This window comes from Vibrio sp. 10N.261.55.F4, from assembly GCF_041470465.1.
Lineage (GTDB): Bacteria > Pseudomonadota > Gammaproteobacteria > Enterobacterales > Vibrionaceae > Vibrio > Vibrio crassostreae_C.
Genome location: NZ_JBFRMM010000039.1, coordinates 22,338 through 41,088, shown reverse-complemented (window position 1 = coordinate 41,088; position 18,751 = coordinate 22,338). Strand labels below are relative to the sequence as shown.

Here is an 18,751-nt window from a genome sequence, read left to right as displayed (position 1 = left end):
ATAAAAAAACTCCTAAAAAGAGTTGAATTTTTGGTAAGTGTTGTAGGATAACGGCTCATCAATATTGGCAGACAAAATTAGGGATATTTGGCATGAAACGACTTCAAAACTGGATAATGTTAGGCTGCTTACTCAGTAGCCAGACATTTGCTGAACCTTTGACCATATCCAGTTGGAATATCGAATGGTTATCAACCAACGAGGCTGTGAATAAGTTTTCTGACAAACGTGATCAAGCTGATTTCGACAAACTCGCAACTTATTTTCAATCCTTAGACGCAGACGTGGTTGCGTTTCAAGAAGTCGATAACGTAAATGCCATTCAGCGTGTGGCTGGTGATCAATACAAGATATTGATGTCTGACCGGGCACTATCTAAGAACAGCAACCGCCAATTTAAAGAAGTGAACCAATACACGGGATTTGCAGTTCGTAAAGGAGTAGCCCTCACCGACTACGCTGACTTTCCGCTTGAAACCACATCCAACAGTAAACTTAGGTTTGCCAGCTATATCGTTGTAGAAACAAACTTTAAACCCATTCACATGTTGTCTGTGCATTTAAAGGCAGGTTGTAGCGGAGCGTATAAGTCCAACCGCGATTGCTCTCGTTTAAAAGAGCAAGCTCAGCAACTGAACAAGTGGATAAAGCAAAGAGAGCGCAATAACGAAGACTACGCCATTCTTGGCGACTTTAACCATAACCTCGCTTACTCACGAGATTGGATGTGGAAAGAGTTATCACAATATACTGATGCGCAGTTAGCGACACGAAAGACCCGTGCAGATTGTAAGGTACGCTCTAACCGCAACAATTATCGCACACATCAGTTCCGCTCTGTTATTGATCATATTGTGGTGAGTGAGTCGCTAAATGCTTCTCCTGCAAAGCAGAAGGTATTTGAAACACAAGATGTTCTGGACTACAAACTCAGTGACCACTGCCCAGTTTCAACGACTATTAAATAGTAGATTTTAGATAACAACAGATTGTAGATAACTGAAAATAATAGAAACAGTAAATATAGAAAGAGGCTGACTGACTTTCGTGCTGAAAGCGAGTCAACCTCTATGCTTGGTCAGCTCAGAACGGATAACGTCAAAGCCAATGTAATCAGCTATAAGCTTGCTACTAACACGTTTTGTTCATACGATCCGCCAGCCACATTCCCACCAGCATGCTTATCATAAACACCCACACCGTCGGGTTGCCGCCACTTAGGCTGGTTACCGCAGGGCCTGGGCAAAAGCCTGCAATCCCCCAGCCTAAGCCAAACGCTGTAGATCCAAGAATCAGCTTTCTGTCTATCAACGGATTGTTACGGCTATCTAACGGCTCGCCATTGATGGCTTTAGCGCGCTTTTTAATGACCAGATGATAAAACGGTGCAAAGACCAATAGCGCGCCACCCATGACGAATGCCAAACTAATGTCCCAGTTACCGGTAATGTCTAAGAAGCCGAGTACCTTCTCAGGATCAACCATCCCTGAGATGATCATGCCAGAGCCAAAAAGAATACCTGCGACCAAACCGATAACGATAACGATAACGATAGTAAATGAAGCGTTTTTCATTATGCCCCCAAGCCAGTCAGATTCTTGATAAACACGGTTACGATTGCCACACCCATAAATACACAGGTCGCAACAATAGAACGTTTAGATAAACGCGCCATTCCGACAATGCCATGCCCGCTAGTACAACCGTTCGCTGTTTTAGTACCAAAGCCCACCAGAAGGCCAGCAATAATCACTAAAGCGAGATTCATCTCTTCTAACTGCGGAAGTTGGTAGCCCGTCGGAATTAATAGCCAACCACTTGCGACCATTCCCACAACAAAGGCGATACGCCAGTGTTTTTCGGTGTTTGCTGTATCCGCATCTTTACGTTCTTTGTTGCTGGTGCCAGTTGGCAATAATCGGCTGACAATGCCACTAATGCCAGCAACTCGACCAATCCCCAACATTAAAACAATGGCCGACACGCCTAACAACATGCCGCCGAAAAAAGCATCCCAAGGAATCAAACTAAGCACAAACCTCTCCTATCCACAAACATCATAAACTCATAACAACCTATAAATTAGAGTTTACTAATAAATATAAATTAGTCAATGCTAATGTACTGCGAGTATGTGTCGTTTTGTAAGTTTGGAATTAACAAGCGCCCTGCATGAAAAAAGCCCCTAGGTGTTAACCTAAGGGCTTAAGATTTATTCTGTCTTTGGTAAAGAACAGCTATTTGACCTTGTTCTTCTCAGCAATCCATTGCGACATGTACTTAGTGCTCGCCATACTATGGTGCTTAAGCATTGAACCAAAGAAATTATTCAGTCGATGCGCATCAAGCTCAGAACCTAGCGCAGTCAGTCGCTCGATCAATTTGTCGCCCAGTTGATTCTGTTCATAGTGCGCTTCAAGAATTGAATGACATTGGCTTTGAGCTTTAAGCCATTTCTTTTCATCTTTATAAAGAGCGACAGCTTGTTCAACAAACTCATCAATATCATCTGACACTGCACCCGGCCATTGCAGTTCACCTTGCGGTAGCATGCCTTCACTGCCGATCTCGCTGGTTACATTCGGAGTTTGCAGCTTCATCGCATCAAGTAACTTGCCTTTAATGCCAGCGCCAAAACGTAATGGCGCAACACAAACACGTGCATCTTCCATCACTTCTTGAGCATCTTTAGCCCAACCTTTGATATGGAAACCGGTTTTTGGATTATGCAAAGCGGTTGCTTTCGGCGGCGGATAAGATCCGTAAATATGAAGTTCACTATCAGGCAACTGCTTACGAATCTTCGGCCAAATCTTCTGTAACTGAAGCACTGCATCCCAGTTAGGCGCATGTCTAAAATTACCTATCGTCATGAAATGCTTACGTTCTTCAAAGCTTTTCGTACTTTCAGGCAACGTGTTGAGATCAACCATGAACGGCAGGTGATGTAATAGTTTTGGATCGATATTGAACTCAGATTGGAGCAATTCCATCTCGTAACTTGAGATGATCAACGAAAGATCACAGCGCAGGATTGCAGCGATTTCACGTTTCGCCAAGTCACTGTACAGGTGCTCTTTCGTTAACTCTGTCTCTTTCTTAACAGCTTCATGTCGAGCATTGCGTAGGAATTGTAAATCTTCAGTATCCAGTAGCTTAAAGGCATTGGGACATACCTTCTCGACGCGCCAGCCGAATTGCTCTTCCATCATAAAACGGTCAAACATCACAACATCGGGCTGCAGCTCTTCAATGTAATCGTCAAAGCTATCGCAATTTAACTGTATAGATTGGCTTGTGATGCCCTCTTCAGAGAGATCAATCATGTGCTCGGTTTCTTGAGCGGGTGTTGCAAATTCAACTGACCAACCTTGTCTCTTAAATAGACGTAAAAGAGACATCATATGGCTGCCAGCCGCCGATGAATTCGGTTCTGGCCAAACGTAGCCAATTGCTAAAACTTTCTTCAAAATACTTCCTAAGAAATAACAAAAGGGCCACAGAAGCCCCTAATAAAACGTTAATCGAGTTATGCCGCTGATAATAATGGTTCTAAGAACTCAGCGATCAGATTCGTTCACCTACATTGCGAGCTATCATAAGCACTTCATCGGCTGAGTAAAAGTTTGAAATCGTGGTTTCGACTTGAGCGCCCAATGTCGACTGATAGAGCTTTTGTGCAAAGTTATCTGCTCTGGTGGTCACTAATACATGTTTTAGTGTCGAGCCCTGCTCTGATAGCTTCTGCTTCACTTGAGGCAAAGAGTCTAGAATCAGCTTTTTGCCCAATCCTTGCCCCTGAGCACTCGGTAACACAGCAAGTTGTTCTAGCTCCAAAACAGCTTCAGGCCTAAACCCACTCTTTTGAACCCAAATAATGTAGCCGACAATCTCGCCATCGCTTTCAGCAACAAAGTTAAGAAAGCGTGGCGCAGCATTTAAGTTACATTGTAACCAATTTTTTGAGTTTTGCTGTCGAACAAAAGTAGCTTGGTGAACTAAAGCCGCTCCATCGAGGTCGGCTTCTGTCATAAAACGAACTTGCGCCATGCTGCTACTCATTCTCAGAATTAGGACGCGTTTTACAGTGTAAAATGGCTTTCTCTAGAAGTTCTAATGCCGAGCTATCTGCTTCTGGAAGCTTAGCGTCCGATTGACCTAACGGATCAACACGGCTACCCCACTTAATATGGCCTGCCCCCCAAGTTAAACCGGCACCGAATGCCGCCACAAGGATGTTTGAGTTCGGTTTAACAAAGCCTTGCTCTAACGATTCACACAATGCAATTGGCACAGTCGCAGCCGACGTGTTGCCATAGTTTTGAATGTTCACAAACGCTTTCTCACGTTCAATGCCCGCCATATCACACAGAGTTTGAATAATTCGGATGTTCGCTTGGTGCGGGATCACAACATCGATGTTTTCAGTTGAGATGCCAGTGCGACTCAATACTGTATGTGCTGCAGCGCCCATTCCTTTCACTGCACGCTTGAAGATCTCTTTACCAACGAAATCAAAATCCCAGTAACCGTTATCAGCAGCAAAGCGGTCCATAGACGTACCGAATTTTGGTACTGCTAGAATGTCACGGCCCTCTGCGTCACAACCGATTTGAGCTTCTTGTAAACCCACTTGTTCTTCAGTACGCGATAAAACCACAGCGCCAGCGCCATCACCGAATAGAACCGCAGTATCACGCTTGGTCCAGTCGATGAAGAATGAAAGACGCTCTGCACCCACAACGATCGCATTGCGGTAGTTGCCCGCTTGAATCAATCGAGTTGCTGTTTCAACACCGTAGATAAAGCCTGTACACGCTGCATTAAGGTCAAAAGCTGCTGCGCTCTTGATGCCTAAGTTCTGTTGAACTTTAGACGCGGTATTTGGAATAAGAGAGTCTGGACTGCACGTCGCTACGATCACAAGATCGATATCTTCGGCTGTTAAACCAGCACACGCCATTGCATGTTGAGCAGCAACGGTCGCTAGCTCAGAGGTATTTACATGACTGATACGACGATTTTCGATACCAGTTCGAGTACGAATCCACTCGTCAGACGTATCAATGAAAGTGCTTAAATCATCATTGGATAGCACGGCTGGTGGCAGACACTTTCCCCAGCCCGTAATTTCAGCGTAAAATTTTGTCATCATTTACCTGTTTATTGTTTGTTTTTATTTGAGTATCGTATTCTAGTTTTAAACAGTATAAGCGCTCCGTGCGTGATTCGTAAATCGCGTTAGCAACGGAGTTACAATAAAAAGAGAAAGTTATGTCTACATTCAACACACGATGCCCTTCTTGTAATGGCGTAAACCGAGTTCCTTCAGAAAGAATTTCAGAAAGCCCAACTTGTGGTAAATGCAAAACAGCATTGCTCGATGGCGCTCCTATCGAGGGAACGTCACTTAATTTCCAATCTATCTTGAACAGTTCACAGCCTGTGGTTGTCGATTTCTGGGCGACATGGTGTAACCCATGCGTGGGTTTTGCACCTGTGTTCAGCGACGTTGCAAAAGAGCGCTCTGGAGATGTTCGATTCGTTAAGATTGATACTGAAGCTCAGCAACAGCTTGCCGCGATGTACCAAATCAGAAGTATTCCCACGGTGATGGTGTTTAAAGATGGCAGACGTGTCGATACGATTAACGGTGCATTACCAAAAGGTCAATTTGATCAATGGCTTAATCAAGCTCTAACCAAGTAACACTATTATTTAAGCGATTGAATTAGCTTTTGCTTTGTTCTAAGTAAGCACACAAAAATAGGTTAGAGAGTCTTACCAAATCAAGACTATCTAACCTACTGTTTTATTTATGGTTATCACTTAACTTCTTGAATAAAACTACAGCTTCGCCTTTCGCTTGAATATTAGATTCTTGCTTGCCAAACCCGTATTGCTGTTTGATTTGATCTGCGACTTTCTCAGCAATCATAATGGTTGGTGCATTGGTGTTTGCCCCTATCAGTGTCGGCATCACAGAAGCATCAATGACTCTCAAATTATCCAATCCATAAACTTTGAGATCTTTATCTACCACAGCTAAAGAATCGCTACTAGGTCCCATTTTACAGGTCCCGATCGGGTGATACTGAGTGTCTGCACGATTGCGAATATCTTGCTCGATAGCCTTGTCATCACTGGCGTCCACAGGGTAGAAAGCATTGCCTCGGATATCATCAAACGCGGAACTCTCTAACATTTGATACTGCTTCTTCCAGCCCTTAATCATGATCTCCATGTCTTCAGGATGACTGAAAAACGCAGGATCGATCTTAGGCGGATCATAGGGATCATTACTATTGAGCGTTACGGTGCCGTAGCTCTTCGGTCGCAATAAGGTGACATGAGATGTAAAGCCATGACTGGTATGAATTTTTCTAGCATGGTCATCTACAACAGCGACCACAAATACAAACTCTAAATCCGGTACAGCGATATGATCTTCGGAACAGAGAAAGCCTATTCCCTCTGCAAAATTACTGCTCATTTTACCGCGGCGTTCTTTGTGCCATAGTGGTAAGGCTTTGGTCATTTCAGAGGCCATTTGCAGCGAGATACCAAAAGTTTCACGCTTTTCACTGCATTTATACGAATGTACTAAGTCGATATGATCTTGAAGGTTCTTGCCCACTCCAGGTAATTCATGAACCTGTTCGATTCCATGTGTCTCTAGTTCAGTTTGAGCACCGACACCAGACAGTAACAGCAATTGGGGAGAACCAAACGCGCCAGCGGAAAGAATCACTTCTTTGTTGCATCGTATCTGATAACGCTTTCCGCTAGAACCATATTCAACACCAATCGCCTTCTTGCCTTCAAACAAAACCTTATGTGTGGTGGCTTTAGTCACGACCGTGAGATTCGATCGTGAAAGGTTTGGCGTTAAGTAAGCCTTAGCAGTACTGCATCGTTTGCCATTCAACTGTGTTACCTGCGTCGGCATCGCCCCAAACTGAGCAGCGCCGTTAATATCCTCATTGCGAGGTACACCTATCGATTCACACGCCGTTAAATAACGTTCCAACATAGGGCTTGGCGATCTAAGATTGGCCACATTAAGAGGACCACCTTGGCCATGGAACTCATCTTGGTGGACTTCGTTGTTTTCTGCTTTCTTAAAGTAAGGCAAACAGGATTCATAGTTCCAGCCAGCATTGCCCAAGCTTTCCCATCTATCGTAGTCATAGCGATGTCCACGAGCGTACATCATGGCATTGATAGAGCTAGAACCGCCAAGTGTCTTACCTCTAGGCTGATAACCTTTACGACCGTTCAAACCCGGCTGTTCAACCGTTTCGAATGCCCAATTATTGAGTTTGGTTGGCATCATCGCCACCACGCCAACGGGTGTGTGAATGAATGGGCTGGTGTCTTTACCACCCGCTTCTAACAAGCAAACCGTCACATCAGGATCTTCCGACAGCCGAGAAGCCATCACACACCCAGCTGAACCACCGCCAACAATAATAAAATCATAACTATCCATTTGCCATCTCCGCTATTTCTAGTGGGTGTAACTCACGCTTCAAGATTTTTCCGGTTGCTGTCATGGGTAAGGCTTTACGAATGAATACCTTACGCGGGTATTTGTAGTCGGCGAGTTGCTCACGACACCATGCTATCAAGGCGGCACTATCACATTGCGTATGTTCGTGAAGAACCACATGCGCGTGGATCTCCTCGCCTAAATGTTCATGATGCTCGCCTACCACCGCGACCATTTCGACATCGGGGTGACACATCAACACTTCTTCGACTTCACGTGGATAAACGTTGTACCCACCACGAATAATCATGTCTTTAACACGGTCAACAATGAACAAATTGCCATGCTCATCGACGCGACCGATATGTCCCGTTAAGAACCAACCATCACGAATAGATTCAGCTGTCGCCTCTGGCCTTTGATAATAGCCTTTCATCACACTTGGGCTTTTAATGCAGACTTCGCCGAGTTCACCCATAGCGACAGAGTTGCCTTGTATATCAGTAATCTTGATGAGGTGGCCACATAAAGGCTGACCGACACTACCCGATAAACGATCGCCATCAATATGATTAAAGGTCGCAACCGGCGCCGTTTCCGAGAGCCCATAACCTTCTAAGACTGGTAATTCAAAACGAGATTCAAACTGTCGTATAACCTCAAGCGGCATAGAAGCACCGCCAGAAACACCTAACCTCAAGCTGTGTTTAACCTGTTCAGAGCGTTTGCTTGTGTTTTCTAAACTATCAGAAGACTCTTCTCCCGCCTTTAATAGCGCGTTCAAAGGCACGACTACACAACCCGCTTTTAGAATCCCGTAATAGGCTATCGGAAAGTAAGTCACGTTCGGGCATGACAACGCTACCTTATCTCCGTTCTGCAACCCAAGTCTTTTCAAGTTAGCAGCCACGTTTCCAGAAAGTTGTTCTAACTGAGAAAAAATGATTTCATCCGATCCCATACGCAGAGCGGCTTTAGTTGGAAAAAGCGAAGCGCTACGCTCCAAATTAACAGCAAGATTGTGCATCCATGATCTCCTTGTGCGGCTTAGACCTGTTTGTGACGGTCACCGTAGACGTTCTAATCGTTGTAATAAGTCTCTTTCTTGTCATCACGAGCCTGCACATTGGTGTGTCATGTAGATAAGAGTCGTTATTGAGCAAAATGTTTGAGACGCTCCAATGTGCAGCCCAATAAATTACAACATTTCGATAACATTTCGAACAGGTTTCAAAAAGACAAAAACCGGTGATATTCGGACACAGCCTGCGCTAGCCCAATAAAACCTTGCACACATAAACCAAAATTTGGAACAAGCTTGCGAAAGTGAGAACAAGCAACAGGCGTAAATGTTAAAAGTTCGGTTAAGATATCGATATTCAACAAGAGGCAGCTTATGGAATACACCGCAGTTTACGAACCCGACATGCAAGCATTCGGCATTCTGGATCTTCAGTTGCTGCATCGTTACCTGTCGCCTGTTCTCAGTATCGAAGAGTTGCTCGAAGGCAGTAACATCGATGCTCTCCAACTCAACACACCCGATACACACATCACTTTGGCGCAAAAGCTTGCTGTGTTCAGTAATGCGTTAGCGAATTCCAACGAAGACGGATTGGGGCTTAAAGTTGGCCAACAAGCGAGGTTCAGCGATTTCGGCGTGCTCGGTTATGCGGTGTTTAGCAGCGAAACACTACTCGATGCCTTTTTAATCGGGTTTAAGTATCTGCAACTTGCTGGCCCTGTCCTCAGGAAAACCATGTCTGTAGAAGACAACATTGGTTACTTTCGCGCAGAGCAACTTATCGAACTCGATTCTTTACTGCCCTTTTGTTGTGAATACTGGTTCGCAGCGATACACAGTTTGTGCGAAGAGGTCTTACAGCAGCCCTTTCCTTCTCAAGTGTTCCGCTTCCCCTATCCAAAACCTGAATACGGCGATCTATACACAGAGATTTTCCGCTGCCCGGTTGAATTCAATAGTGACCGGCTTGAATGGGAGTTCGACGCAACCACCTTGTATTCATCTCTTCCTACCGCCAACCCCATCACTTTACAGATGTGCTTAAAATCGTGTGATGACATGTTGGCAAAAGTCAGTGCACCCAGTAGCCTCAAAGAGAAAGTCTCTCAGATGCTGATTGAAAGGCCAGGATGTTACCCTTCTATAGAATCCATTTCTTCAGAACTGGGCATGTCTTCTCGAACTCTGCGTCGTCACCTGAAAGCAGCGGATACGAGCTATCAGAAGATACTGGACCACGTTCGTTTTCACCTTTCCCGGCACTACCTTTCTTCAACTCAAATGAGCATTGAAGAGATATCTGAGCGCGTTGGATTTTCAGACAGCGCTAACTTTCGACATGCCTTTCGTAAGTGGAGTGGAAGCTCGCCACGTCAATACCGTAAAGAAACGGTCTAACACTTAAAATCCCACTCAATCCAAATCATAAAAAGACAATCACGCTGCAATCTTTTTCTAAATTAAACCACCAATGAACAACGGCTTAACGACTTTTTGCCCGCATAAAATCTCGCCAAACCACCAAATATCGCAACCGTATTTTAGTTTAGTTGGTCGATAAATTTCTTTTATCTTAACGACCATTTTTATTTGTTTTACCCAATTCAGTTTCTCCCCCATAGTCGCGGAAAATTCATCGTTTCTTTTACTATCAGAGGCTCCTGCATTGGACAACATCCAACCAACAACTCGCATAACTGTTCCTGTTATTGCATTGTCTTTTTACGCGATCGCTTCAGGCTACTTAATGAGTTCATTACCATTAATGCTGTCTGAGTATGGCTTAGACAAAGATCTATCGAGTTGGTTGGCGAGTGCATTCTATGCAGGTCTACTGGCTGGTACATTATTGATTGAACGTGCCATTGCGCGTGTTGGCCACAAAGATGCGTTCGTCATCGCATTGAGTGTGTTCATCGCAACGATCCTTGTATTGCCATTGATCCCACACCAAGCAGTATGGCTACTAGCTCGCTTTGTGGCTGGTGTGGCGGTTGCAGGTATCTTCGTGATTGTAGAGTCTTGGCTAATGAGCGGCGACGAGTCACAACGCGCAAAACGTCTCGCTATCTACATGTGTTCACTGTACGGCGGTTCTGCAGTTGGTCAGCTTGGTATCGGTTACCTAGGTATTACTGGTGGCGTACCTTTCATCGCAATGTTCACCCTTCTGTTTGGTGCGATCATTGTGCTGATGTACGGACAAGCAACTCCACCACAGATCCACGATGCGCAATCTTTGTCTTTAAAGCAGATCAGCAAATTAAGCCACAGCGCGCTAATTGGCTGCATTGTTTCCGGATTAACGCTAGGTGCGATTTACGGCTTGATGCCAGTTGAACTTGCTCAACGTAACATTGCACACGAAGACATTGGTGGTTTGATGGCTTTGGTTATCATGGGTGGTATGGCTGTACAGCCAATGGTGACTTGGTTATCTCACCACGTAGGACAAGTGTTATTAATGGCTTTGTTCTGCCTGCTAGGGGTTGCAAGCATTGGTGTGCTGACTATCAATCACGATTTCTACGTACTAGGCATGAGCTTGTTCGTATTAGGCATGGCCACATTTGCGCTATACCCAATCGCGATTAACTTAGGTTGCCGTAACCTTGACCCAAGCTACTTGGTGTCAGTGACTCAAATCATGCTACTTTGCTACAGCATCGGTTCTGTTGCGGGACCAATCGTTGCAGACAGCTTTATGGATTCACAAGCAGGATTGTTCACTTACCTGTTCGCGTCTCTACTTGCTACAACGATCTACATGTTGATTGCTAGCCTAAAGCGCTCTCACCTACAGATTGCAGGCGAGTAAGCTTAAATAGACAGACACCAGATACGTGTCATTAGGGCTCCGAGTTAAGACTTCATGTCTAAGCGAAGGGCCCTTTTCAACTCATGCCTATATGTAACCTTCTTCTCCCACACTTCTCATTTCATCGTGCAAGATGCTAACCGCGACCTCGATGGCTTTTACGGTATTGGCTTGGTGATAAACCGAAATGCTTTTTGAAGCGATGCGAAAAGTTATAAGGATCTTTGTAGCCCAAGCGATTAGCAATCATAGAAACTGACCAATCTTGATATTTCAACAGGCTGGTGGCTTTATCCATGCGTAATTGAATCAATTTACTGCGTGGCGACAGGTTAAATAGCGTCTTGGTGACTCGATTGAGCTGCTCTTCACTGATGAACACTCTTTCGGCCATCCCTGCCACTGTCCATGGCTGGTGCAGACTACTTTCAATTTCGTTATAGAGCGCTTGAACACGTGCAGTGGTGCTGGTCGACTTAGGCTCAAACCCCGTCAACGTTCGAATAATCTCACTCAAGAGTAACTTACGGTAACTGGCTCTGCCGCCTATCTCAAAGTAAACCAAGTTCATTAATGACCAGATCTGCTCACACTCTCCAAAAGGCACAACCCCCTGACCTAAACTTGCAATGTGCTGCCACTGCTTAGTGTCAGGCGTCAACATCCACGCCATTTTCCAATAATTATATTGAGGATCGAGTTCAAAACGAAATGGGGTTTCAGCAGGAAGCACCACGAGTGTATAAGGCGTAATCGCTTTGACCGATGCTGCGGTTGTTAGAATCCCGCCACCTTCCATAGTGAAAATCAACGTATGAACATTAACGGATTCGCGCTCAACCCAGTAGCCATCATATAGCTTCGCCATGCCGCCCATATAGACACCAAAGCTTTTCATCTCTGGAATATCTTCAACGGTCAAAAAACGTTCTTTACACTGTTCAGCGAGAAAAACATCATCATGCCAAGTTGATTTTGGTCTCATTGAATCAATGACGGATTTGCACAGGTTTTGTTGTTTTTTAAACATGTTGTTACTTCGCTCAAATCACTATAGTTCTGCCATAAATCGGAGAACTTATGACAACTAACATCAACCCTAACTCATCTATGAATAACAAGCCAGAGAGCATCTTACCTCGTATCGTTAAACTTGGTTTGCCTGTTGCTTTGCAAAGTGCGCTTGTCGCTATTCTTGCCCTTGCTGACGTATTAATGGTCAGTGATTATGGTATGGAAGCAGCTGCGGCTGTGGGAATTGCATCAAAATGGCACTTCGTTGCTATTATGATTATGGCAGGGTTGGCCTCAGCAAATGGAACATTAGTCGCTCAATACTGGGGAAAGAATGACCGAAAAAGCGCGCGAACAGTATCATCTATCGCGATGGTGTTTGGCTTAAAAGTTCTGTTGCCTGTTACTGCAATCATCACTCTTGGTTCTCAGTTTTTAATGATGTTGCAAACCAGCGATCAAACCGTGATTGAACTTGGCGCGACTTACCTATGGTATGGCTTCCCCGTTCTACTGCTGACTCACATTGTCGTCGTGGTAGAAGCAAGCATGCGCTCATCAGGTGACACCGTAACCCCGCTGCTATTAGGCGCGGTGACCATTGCACTCAACATTGCGCTTAACTTCGTTCTAATCAAAGGTGCCTTTGGTATTCCCGCTATGGGCGTAGCAGGTGCAGCACTAGCGACGACACTCGCTCGCACAATTCAAGTCGGCTTGATGTATAGCTACATGCGCATGCGTAAACATTGGTTGTTAACCACGCCTAGCTCACCACATCGTCCATCATTGTGGCTATCTTACCGTCGTATTGCTTTGCCACTAACGATGAATGCCGTGTTATGGGCAATGGGTACTATGGCATACCAAATGATCTTCGGTCACATGGGCACAACGGAACTTGCTGTGTTCTCTATGCTCGCGCCTTTTGAGTCGCTGTGTTACTCGATATTCTTTGGTATTTCTGTAGCGTGTTCCGTGTTGCTTGGTCACTCACTCGGTCGTGATGAGTTTGATGACGCTATGAGTATGGGTCTGACGTTCATCAAAGCCGTGGTTGGTTTTGGTGCGGTTGTAGGCTTGCTATTGTTTATGGGTAAAGAGCACGTTCTGTCATGGCTAAACCTGACCAAAGACGCTTTATACCCGCTTGCTTCACCTGCGATGATGATCATGTGCTTTGCTGTCGTAATTCGCATGCTGAACATGGTGATCATCAACGGCATTATTCGTGCTGGTGGTGACAATGCATTCTGCCTACGCATGGATTTCATCGCGATGTGGATGGTTGGGATTCCAGTGTGTGTTTACGGCGCATTTGTCGCTGGGTGGGATTTCAAATACATCTATGGTCTGATGCTGGTAGAAGAAGTGGTGAAACTGGCCATCTGTTCACACCGATACTTGAGCCGACGCTGGATCAATAACCTGACGGTTACCTACGAAGAGCCTCAAGCAGCGTAATCTCTTACGTTCAAGGTTCTAGGTTTAGACATCGACTATAAAACCAAAAGGTCTGAGAAATCAGACCTTTTTCGTTTCGTCGGTAATTGATTTAACGCGCCAGTTACTTCTTGGTCATTCGGATATGGCGATTAGACACGTTCGGCAGTGGCTTCTCTGGCACTTTCCGTTTCTCATGAATCAAATGCCTGATCGCTAAAATAGGATGCTTGAGTAGCATTCTTGGCCCAGCATAACGCATCACCAAACGCATTTGCTCTTTCGGGTCAGGCTTATAGCAATGAATCGGACACTTGTTACAGGTCGGCTTTGCTTCGCCATAAGGGCATCTATCAAGTCTTGTCTCTGCATAACGCAACAGTTGCTCACACTCTTCACATAACGCGTTATTCTGACGAACCGCACCATGGTGATCTTTGCAGTAGATGTGCACCATCGCAATAACGGTTCTGTACTCCGTCTCGAGCTCGCCTTGTAGAATGTTGTTATGTTGGAACATGATTAATTACCTAATGAGAGACCGTACAGGTTGAGATTGACGCTTTCATTAATCGCCTCTTCAACTCGTTCGAACACAAAACCTAACTTAGTCAGTAGTGCGATACTTCGAATGTTATCAGAGGTTGTGATGGCAACTAAATGATCGATATCAGCATTATGATTAGCTTGTTCAATTATCGCCTCCGCGGCTTCTTGGGCAAAGCCTTGACCATAAAACTCAGGAGCAAACCCGTAGCCAATATCATGCGACGCTAAGGTGTCTCTTTTTATTAATCCGCAGATACCAATTGGCGTTGAAGTTTCTTTGATTTCAACCATCAACAAACAGACACCCTTCTCTTCATGCATCTTAAGAATGTTGTTTTCAATGTACTCGACAGCCTTTTCAGTGTCGTTGATTTCCTTATCACCAATGTAACGCAGGAAATCTTCTGAGCTGTATAGTCGTTGAATAAACGCCGCATCTTGAGGTGTGATCATTCTTAATCTTAAACGTTCGGTCTCGACTGACTGCATAGTGATATTTTCCTTGCTGAATACCATGTAAATATTGAGTTCTAGAGCTAAAATGATTATCCTCCACCGCCTAAACTAAATACAAGGCTATGCAGCAATGAACCGTAAGAAAAAAATCAATCAAATTCTAAAAAAAAAGCAGAAACAGGCGAATTCTAAACTGCATAGTAGCAACAAGCCTCGCTACATCTCTAAAGCTGACCGTGCAAAAATGGAAGCTGAAGAACAAGCGAAAGCCGCTCTAGAACAAGCAGAAGGATCTGTAGAAGCTGGTATCGAAACTGATGAGACAAAAGCTGCAGAGTAAGCTTTTGACTCACGAGATACTCTTGCTCAGCGCTCAGATCAGAGCCTGTAGACAAGAACAAAAAAAGCAGCCTCTATTTGGGCTGCTTTTTTGATCCTACCGTTTTAATCTATCGACTTAGCTATTTTATTAACCTTTAAAAGGTTCAATTTCCCAGCGTGCGAACGGCGCTTTTGCATTAACCCCTGCTCTTCCCCAACGGTCTACCGAGTCAACAACAAGAATTCGCTCATTAGGCACCAGTGACTTAATCAAAGTCGTAGGCTTTTTTGCTGTCACTAACCATAGAGCATCGTCTTCTGAAAACATCGCTTTAAGCTTCGCTTTGTCCTGCTCTGTCCATTCCAGTTCAGCTTTGAACATGCGTTCTTCAACAAACAGTTGGCTGCCAGAGGCGAAATCTTCCAAGCTTTCTGAAAGCAACAATACTGAATCTACGTCATTGTCGAGCAATACTGCTTGCTGCTTGTTGATCAGTTCACGAACATCCAACATCACACGTTGTAAGTTGCTATCAATCGTTTCAGCTTGCGCAGGCCACAACAACTTAAAGTCTTCAGCCACAATTGCCGCCATACGCGTTAGATTGGTTGGGTTTAACCACGCGTATTTAGACACTTCACCATTTGATAACGTCAGCGCAGCTACACCTTGCGCGCGCGGTGTAATAGCTTGAGCCGCATCCACTTCAACCAAACGGATATTGCCCTGTCTTGCGTATACAAATGTAGGATCAGCTTGCCAAATAGATGACAGCGTTAATGCTACGGTCGCCTTTTCGCCGGATTGAAGGACTTTGCTTGCGCCTTTAGTACCAAACCAGTTTGGCAGACGATCAATGCCGTAGCGCTTTGGTGGCAGATATTCGGTGGTAATGTCTGTGCCTTTGGTTAGCTCTGTCGCCAAAGCATAAGTCACAGGCGTACTGGTAAGGATATCCTCGGCATTAGCACTGATAGACACCATTGAGCCGGCCAACCATAGGCTGCTAACGGCACCAACTTTAGTAATAGCCTTCACTGTTCTTGAGATACGATTAATTAAAGAGGTCATGATTATGCCTTTCTTATAATCCGGTATAGCGTTGCCGCTAGGAAAAATGTCGCTGAAACGATGATGATCGAAGCGCCCGAAGGTACTGGTAGTTTCAATTCCATAGGTAAGACGGTTCCAACTAAACACGCGACTGTTGCCAGTAATGCCGACAGCAATACAAAGCTGCCCATGCGTTTAGTTAACAAGCGAGCGGTCGCACCTGGAATCAACAATAACGCACCCACTAGAACTGCACCTACGATCTTCACGGCCGCAATTGTCACTAAGGTGATCATCATGACAAACAAGTAATCGTAAAAGCTGGTGTTGTAACCACGAACCTTAGCTATATCAGGGCTGATACAAGTCAGGAGAATGCGGTTGAATGTCGGTATCAAGAGCAAGATGATGATCGCGCAACTACCTGCGAGAATCGCTAAGTCTTGGTCTGTTACCGTAAGAATCGAGCCAAACAGTACGTTTTCAAGCATGTGGATATTGATCTTACGAGCAACATACATCAGTAACGCCGCACCCACAGCCAACGCTAGCGCAAGGAAAACACCCACTAAGGTATCGTATGGAACGTTGGTCCTGTTTCTTACAAAGTGAAGAAGCAGAGCGAAGATCATACAGAAGCTAAACAAACCAATAATTGGGTTTTCTGGTGGCTCGCCAAGCAAAACACCAATAGCGATACCGGTTAACGCTGCGTGGCCGACGGCTTCTGAGAAGAAAGCCAGACGCTTGGCAATCACCAAAGTACCCAGACCACCTAACAGAGGACCAAGTAGTAACGCTGCAACCAAAGCATTGACCATGAAGGCATACATGAAACTGTCTGATAACCAGCCCGCTTCCACGCCACTAATGGCTAGTTGTCGTAACCAATCCATTAAGCAACCTCCTTCGATTTGGTCATCGCAGAGCCACTGCTGTAGTGCTGGAACAGGCTCTCGATTTTACTTGGGTGTAAGACTTGTTCGTGTGGGCCACTATCAACCAAGAATCGATTCACAACATGTACGTTCGCTTCGAGTCGACGCACTGCCGTGACATCGTGGTGTACCGCAAGGATCGTACGACCTTCACTAACACATTCACGAGTTAACGATTCAAGATAACGAACGCCCTGCTCGTCCATACCCGTGGTTGGTTCATCCAACACCAGTAGACTTGGGTTATCTAATAGCGCTTGGGCAAACAGCACGCGTTGCTGCTCACCACCCGATAACTGTCCCATGCGGCGGTCGCTACGAGTAGCCATACCAACGCGATCTAATTGTGCGAGTGCAAGATCCAATTGCTTAGACTTACGACGCCAAAATAGCGGAATTCGAGTTTGGTTAAGCAACACGAAATCCATTACCGTCAGGGGTAAGCTCGATTCGAAGGCCGCTTTTTGAGGAACGTAACCGATACTTGGCTTTTCTGGCCAATGAATATTGATTTGCCCAGAGAAAGGCGTCAAACCAAGAACAGAGCGTAGCAGAGAGGTTTTACCACCGCCGTTTGGCCCCATGATTACATGGCACTCACCCGCTTTAAGTTCTAGTGAGATATCGTCAAGAATGACGTTGTTGTCATATTGCAGACCGAGTTGATTGATTGAAATCGATGGACCTAACATTATGCGTTCCCGCTTTTAGCTTGGTTCGCCGCCGCAAATTTCATTGCTTCGATTAATGTCTCGAGATTCTTCTGCATCTCAACTTCGACTTTGTCGTATTCATATTCGCCATGCGTCATGTGAGAGAAACGGTAAAGCTGAACACCCGTTTCCGCTTCAATCGTGTCAACAAAACGGTTTGGCATGTTTAGCTCGTAGAACAACACGTCAATGCCCGATGCGCGGATCTTTTCGATCGTTTCTTGCAACTGGCTCGCACTTGGTTCAACACCGTGTGCAGGCTCAATCACCGCCGCAACATCCACACCAAATTCTTGAAGGATGTAGCCATACGCATTGTGCGTGGTCGCCACCTTCATACCTGAAGTATCTAACTCACCTAATGACAACATCGCATCGCGCTTCATAAAGCGAAATTGCTTTGCGTATTTACGTGCATTCTTACGATAAAAAGCCGCGTTGTCAGGGTCGAGCTTAGAGACCTCACTCGCGATGGTGTAAACCTTTTGAATTGTTGTCGAAAGCCCAACAAAGGTATGTGGGTTAACGGCACCTTGACCAACAGACTGACCAAGAGCAGGAAGTAGAGGCACTTCTTTGTTTGCTTCGATCACGACTAGGTCATCACGTTGCGCTGCTGAAATCACTTTAAGCGCAAAGTCATCGTGACCAATACCGTTTACTACGATTGCATCCATTTGGCTCAATCGTTTTAAATCATTGGGTTGTGGTAAGTAGTTATGTGGGTTGAAACCTGCGTCAACCAAAGGAAGAATGTTCACTTTGTCACCTACCACGGCTTTCACGTAGCTGTAGTAAGGTTGAAGTGTGATACCAATCGTCAGCTTGTTGCTGTCGATCTTATATTCTTTTGCCAATGCATTGGGTGCCATGAACACCGCTAATAACGACATGAACAGAGTCATAATTCGCATAGTAATTCTCTTAT

General features: G+C 45.1%; 21 protein-coding genes. 6 read left to right on the top strand and 15 right to left on the bottom strand.

Annotated features, from left to right (window positions below):
- Positions 1-92: 92 nt before the first annotated feature.
- On the top strand, positions 93-968 hold the full coding sequence (locus AB4249_RS18055) for an endonuclease/exonuclease/phosphatase family protein (RefSeq protein ID WP_017064569.1): 876 nt from the start codon (positions 93-95) through the stop codon (positions 966-968).
- 163 nt (positions 969-1,131) lie between these two features.
- On the opposite strand, the gene AB4249_RS18050 is transcribed toward AB4249_RS18055, so the two are convergent.
- The 5 genes from AB4249_RS18050 to AB4249_RS18030 all read right to left on the bottom strand — a co-directional run bounded on the left by AB4249_RS18050 (position 1,132) and on the right by AB4249_RS18030 (position 5,153).
- On the bottom strand, positions 1,132-1,575 hold the full coding sequence (locus AB4249_RS18050; RefSeq protein WP_372104234.1) for a DUF6691 family protein: 444 nt from the start codon (positions 1,573-1,575) through the stop codon (positions 1,132-1,134).
- The gene (locus AB4249_RS18045; protein ID WP_010429747.1) at positions 1,575-2,036 is read right to left on the bottom strand and encodes a YeeE/YedE family protein; all 462 of its coding nucleotides are present in this window, start codon (positions 2,034-2,036) and stop codon (positions 1,575-1,577) included. The genes AB4249_RS18050 and AB4249_RS18045 overlap by 1 nt, the downstream gene beginning before the upstream one ends.
- Before the next feature lie 202 nt (positions 2,037-2,238).
- A complete protein-coding gene (locus AB4249_RS18040; RefSeq protein WP_102394371.1) occupies positions 2,239-3,471 on the bottom strand; it encodes a glycosyltransferase in 1,233 nt (410 codons plus the stop codon).
- Positions 3,472-3,568: 97 nt separating this feature from the next.
- Positions 3,569-4,033 carry a GNAT family N-acetyltransferase gene (locus AB4249_RS18035; protein ID WP_029235379.1) on the bottom strand — a complete coding sequence of 155 codons (465 nt, stop codon included), beginning with the start codon at positions 4,031-4,033 and terminating at the stop codon, positions 3,569-3,571.
- 22 nt (positions 4,034-4,055) lie between these two features.
- Entirely contained in the window at positions 4,056-5,153 is a 1,098-nt protein-coding gene (locus AB4249_RS18030) for a ketoacyl-ACP synthase III (RefSeq protein WP_017067864.1), read from the bottom strand.
- Positions 5,154-5,275: 122 nt separating this feature from the next.
- Here AB4249_RS18030 and trxC point away from each other — a divergent pair, with 122 nt between their 5' ends.
- Complete coding sequence (gene trxC / locus AB4249_RS18025; RefSeq protein ID WP_243584760.1) at positions 5,276-5,710, top strand: thioredoxin TrxC; 435 nt, start codon at positions 5,276-5,278, stop codon at positions 5,708-5,710.
- A gap of 103 nt (positions 5,711-5,813) precedes the next feature.
- Here the strand turns inward: trxC and AB4249_RS18020 are convergent, their stop codons facing one another.
- Together AB4249_RS18020 and AB4249_RS18015 are read right to left on the bottom strand one after the other, a co-directional pair.
- On the bottom strand, positions 5,814-7,493 hold the full coding sequence (locus AB4249_RS18020) for a GMC family oxidoreductase (protein WP_372104231.1): 1,680 nt from the start codon (positions 7,491-7,493) through the stop codon (positions 5,814-5,816).
- Positions 7,486-8,520 (bottom strand): AMP-binding protein, encoded by a 1,035-nt coding sequence (locus AB4249_RS18015; RefSeq protein ID WP_372104229.1) that lies wholly within the window; start codon positions 8,518-8,520, stop codon positions 7,486-7,488. The genes AB4249_RS18020 and AB4249_RS18015 overlap by 8 nt, the downstream gene beginning before the upstream one ends.
- A 369-nt stretch (positions 8,521-8,889) precedes the next feature.
- On the opposite strand from AB4249_RS18015, the gene AB4249_RS18010 reads away from it, so the two are divergent.
- Positions 8,890-9,915, top strand: coding sequence for an AraC family transcriptional regulator (locus AB4249_RS18010; RefSeq protein WP_372104226.1), 1,026 nt, complete (start codon positions 8,890-8,892; stop codon positions 9,913-9,915).
- Positions 9,916-9,972: 57 nt separating this feature from the next.
- Here AB4249_RS18010 and AB4249_RS18005 read toward each other — a convergent pair whose 3' ends face one another.
- On the bottom strand, positions 9,973-10,212 hold the full coding sequence (locus AB4249_RS18005; RefSeq protein ID WP_017060129.1) for a hypothetical protein: 240 nt from the start codon (positions 10,210-10,212) through the stop codon (positions 9,973-9,975).
- Between AB4249_RS18005 and AB4249_RS18000 the strand changes: the two genes are divergently transcribed.
- Positions 10,184-11,335 carry an MFS transporter gene (locus AB4249_RS18000; RefSeq protein WP_029235229.1) on the top strand — a complete coding sequence of 384 codons (1,152 nt, stop codon included), beginning with the start codon at positions 10,184-10,186 and terminating at the stop codon, positions 11,333-11,335. The two genes, AB4249_RS18005 and AB4249_RS18000, sit on opposite strands and share 29 nt — an antisense overlap.
- Positions 11,336-11,471: 136 nt before the next feature.
- On the opposite strand, the gene AB4249_RS17995 is transcribed toward AB4249_RS18000, so the two are convergent.
- On the bottom strand, positions 11,472-12,365 hold the full coding sequence (locus AB4249_RS17995; protein WP_136978232.1) for a helix-turn-helix domain-containing protein: 894 nt from the start codon (positions 12,363-12,365) through the stop codon (positions 11,472-11,474).
- Between the two features lie 50 nt (positions 12,366-12,415).
- Here AB4249_RS17995 and AB4249_RS17990 point away from each other — a divergent pair, with 50 nt between their 5' ends.
- Entirely contained in the window at positions 12,416-13,813 is a 1,398-nt protein-coding gene (locus tag AB4249_RS17990) for an MATE family efflux transporter (protein WP_372104223.1), read from the top strand.
- 103 nt (positions 13,814-13,916) lie between these two features.
- Here AB4249_RS17990 and AB4249_RS17985 read toward each other — a convergent pair whose 3' ends face one another.
- Complete coding sequence (locus AB4249_RS17985) at positions 13,917-14,312, bottom strand: nitrous oxide-stimulated promoter family protein (RefSeq protein WP_372104220.1); 396 nt, start codon at positions 14,310-14,312, stop codon at positions 13,917-13,919.
- Positions 14,313-14,314: 2 nt separating this feature from the next.
- A complete protein-coding gene (locus AB4249_RS17980; protein ID WP_372104218.1) occupies positions 14,315-14,830 on the bottom strand; it encodes a GNAT family N-acetyltransferase in 516 nt (171 codons plus the stop codon).
- A gap of 97 nt (positions 14,831-14,927) precedes the next feature.
- Here AB4249_RS17980 and AB4249_RS17975 point away from each other — a divergent pair, with 97 nt between their 5' ends.
- Entirely contained in the window at positions 14,928-15,137 is a 210-nt protein-coding gene (locus tag AB4249_RS17975; RefSeq protein WP_372104215.1) for a DUF2986 domain-containing protein, read from the top strand.
- 129 nt (positions 15,138-15,266) lie between these two features.
- Here the strand turns inward: AB4249_RS17975 and AB4249_RS17970 are convergent, their stop codons facing one another.
- Genes AB4249_RS17970 through AB4249_RS17955 form a run of 4 tightly spaced genes read right to left on the bottom strand, consistent with a single transcriptional unit; the run spans position 15,267 to position 18,737 of the window.
- On the bottom strand, positions 15,267-16,190 hold the full coding sequence (locus tag AB4249_RS17970) for an ABC transporter substrate-binding protein (RefSeq protein WP_372104212.1): 924 nt from the start codon (positions 16,188-16,190) through the stop codon (positions 15,267-15,269).
- Positions 16,191-16,192: 2 nt separating this feature from the next.
- Positions 16,193-17,068, bottom strand: a complete 876-nt coding sequence (locus AB4249_RS17965; RefSeq protein WP_017070974.1) for a metal ABC transporter permease — start codon at positions 17,066-17,068, stop codon at positions 16,193-16,195.
- Positions 17,068-17,802 (bottom strand): metal ABC transporter ATP-binding protein, encoded by a 735-nt coding sequence (locus AB4249_RS17960; RefSeq protein ID WP_372104209.1) that lies wholly within the window; start codon positions 17,800-17,802, stop codon positions 17,068-17,070. The genes AB4249_RS17965 and AB4249_RS17960 overlap by 1 nt, the downstream gene beginning before the upstream one ends.
- The gene (locus tag AB4249_RS17955; RefSeq protein WP_372104206.1) at positions 17,802-18,737 is read right to left on the bottom strand and encodes a metal ABC transporter solute-binding protein, Zn/Mn family; all 936 of its coding nucleotides are present in this window, start codon (positions 18,735-18,737) and stop codon (positions 17,802-17,804) included. The genes AB4249_RS17960 and AB4249_RS17955 overlap by 1 nt, the downstream gene beginning before the upstream one ends.
- Between the last annotated feature and the right edge of the window lie 14 nt (positions 18,738-18,751).

Coding starts and splice junctions, on each gene's coding strand:
- AB4249_RS18055 (WP_017064569.1), top strand. CDS start 93: ATGAAACGACTTCAAAACTGGATAATGTTAGGCTGCTTACTCAGTAGC.
- AB4249_RS18050 (WP_372104234.1), bottom strand. CDS start 1,575: ATGAAAAACGCTTCATTTACTATCGTTATCGTTATCGTTATCGGTTTG.
- AB4249_RS18035 (WP_029235379.1), bottom strand. CDS start 4,033: ATGACAGAAGCCGACCTCGATGGAGCGGCTTTAGTTCACCAAGCTACT.
- AB4249_RS18030 (WP_017067864.1), bottom strand. CDS start 5,153: ATGACAAAATTTTACGCTGAAATTACGGGCTGGGGAAAGTGTCTGCCA.
- trxC (WP_243584760.1), top strand. CDS start 5,276: ATGTCTACATTCAACACACGATGCCCTTCTTGTAATGGCGTAAACCGA.
- AB4249_RS18020 (WP_372104231.1), bottom strand. CDS start 7,493: ATGGATAGTTATGATTTTATTATTGTTGGCGGTGGTTCAGCTGGGTGT.
- AB4249_RS18015 (WP_372104229.1), bottom strand. CDS start 8,520: ATGCACAATCTTGCTGTTAATTTGGAGCGTAGCGCTTCGCTTTTTCCA.
- AB4249_RS18010 (WP_372104226.1), top strand. CDS start 8,890: ATGGAATACACCGCAGTTTACGAACCCGACATGCAAGCATTCGGCATT.
- AB4249_RS18005 (WP_017060129.1), bottom strand. CDS start 10,212: ATGCGAGTTGTTGGTTGGATGTTGTCCAATGCAGGAGCCTCTGATAGT.
- AB4249_RS17995 (WP_136978232.1), bottom strand. CDS start 12,365: ATGTTTAAAAAACAACAAAACCTGTGCAAATCCGTCATTGATTCAATG.
- AB4249_RS17990 (WP_372104223.1), top strand. CDS start 12,416: ATGACAACTAACATCAACCCTAACTCATCTATGAATAACAAGCCAGAG.
- AB4249_RS17985 (WP_372104220.1), bottom strand. CDS start 14,312: ATGTTCCAACATAACAACATTCTACAAGGCGAGCTCGAGACGGAGTAC.
- AB4249_RS17980 (WP_372104218.1), bottom strand. CDS start 14,830: ATGCAGTCAGTCGAGACCGAACGTTTAAGATTAAGAATGATCACACCT.
- AB4249_RS17975 (WP_372104215.1), top strand. CDS start 14,928: ATGAACCGTAAGAAAAAAATCAATCAAATTCTAAAAAAAAAGCAGAAA.
- AB4249_RS17970 (WP_372104212.1), bottom strand. CDS start 16,190: ATGACCTCTTTAATTAATCGTATCTCAAGAACAGTGAAGGCTATTACT.
- AB4249_RS17965 (WP_017070974.1), bottom strand. CDS start 17,068: ATGGATTGGTTACGACAACTAGCCATTAGTGGCGTGGAAGCGGGCTGG.
- AB4249_RS17960 (WP_372104209.1), bottom strand. CDS start 17,802: ATGTTAGGTCCATCGATTTCAATCAATCAACTCGGTCTGCAATATGAC.
- AB4249_RS17955 (WP_372104206.1), bottom strand. CDS start 18,737: ATGCGAATTATGACTCTGTTCATGTCGTTATTAGCGGTGTTCATGGCA.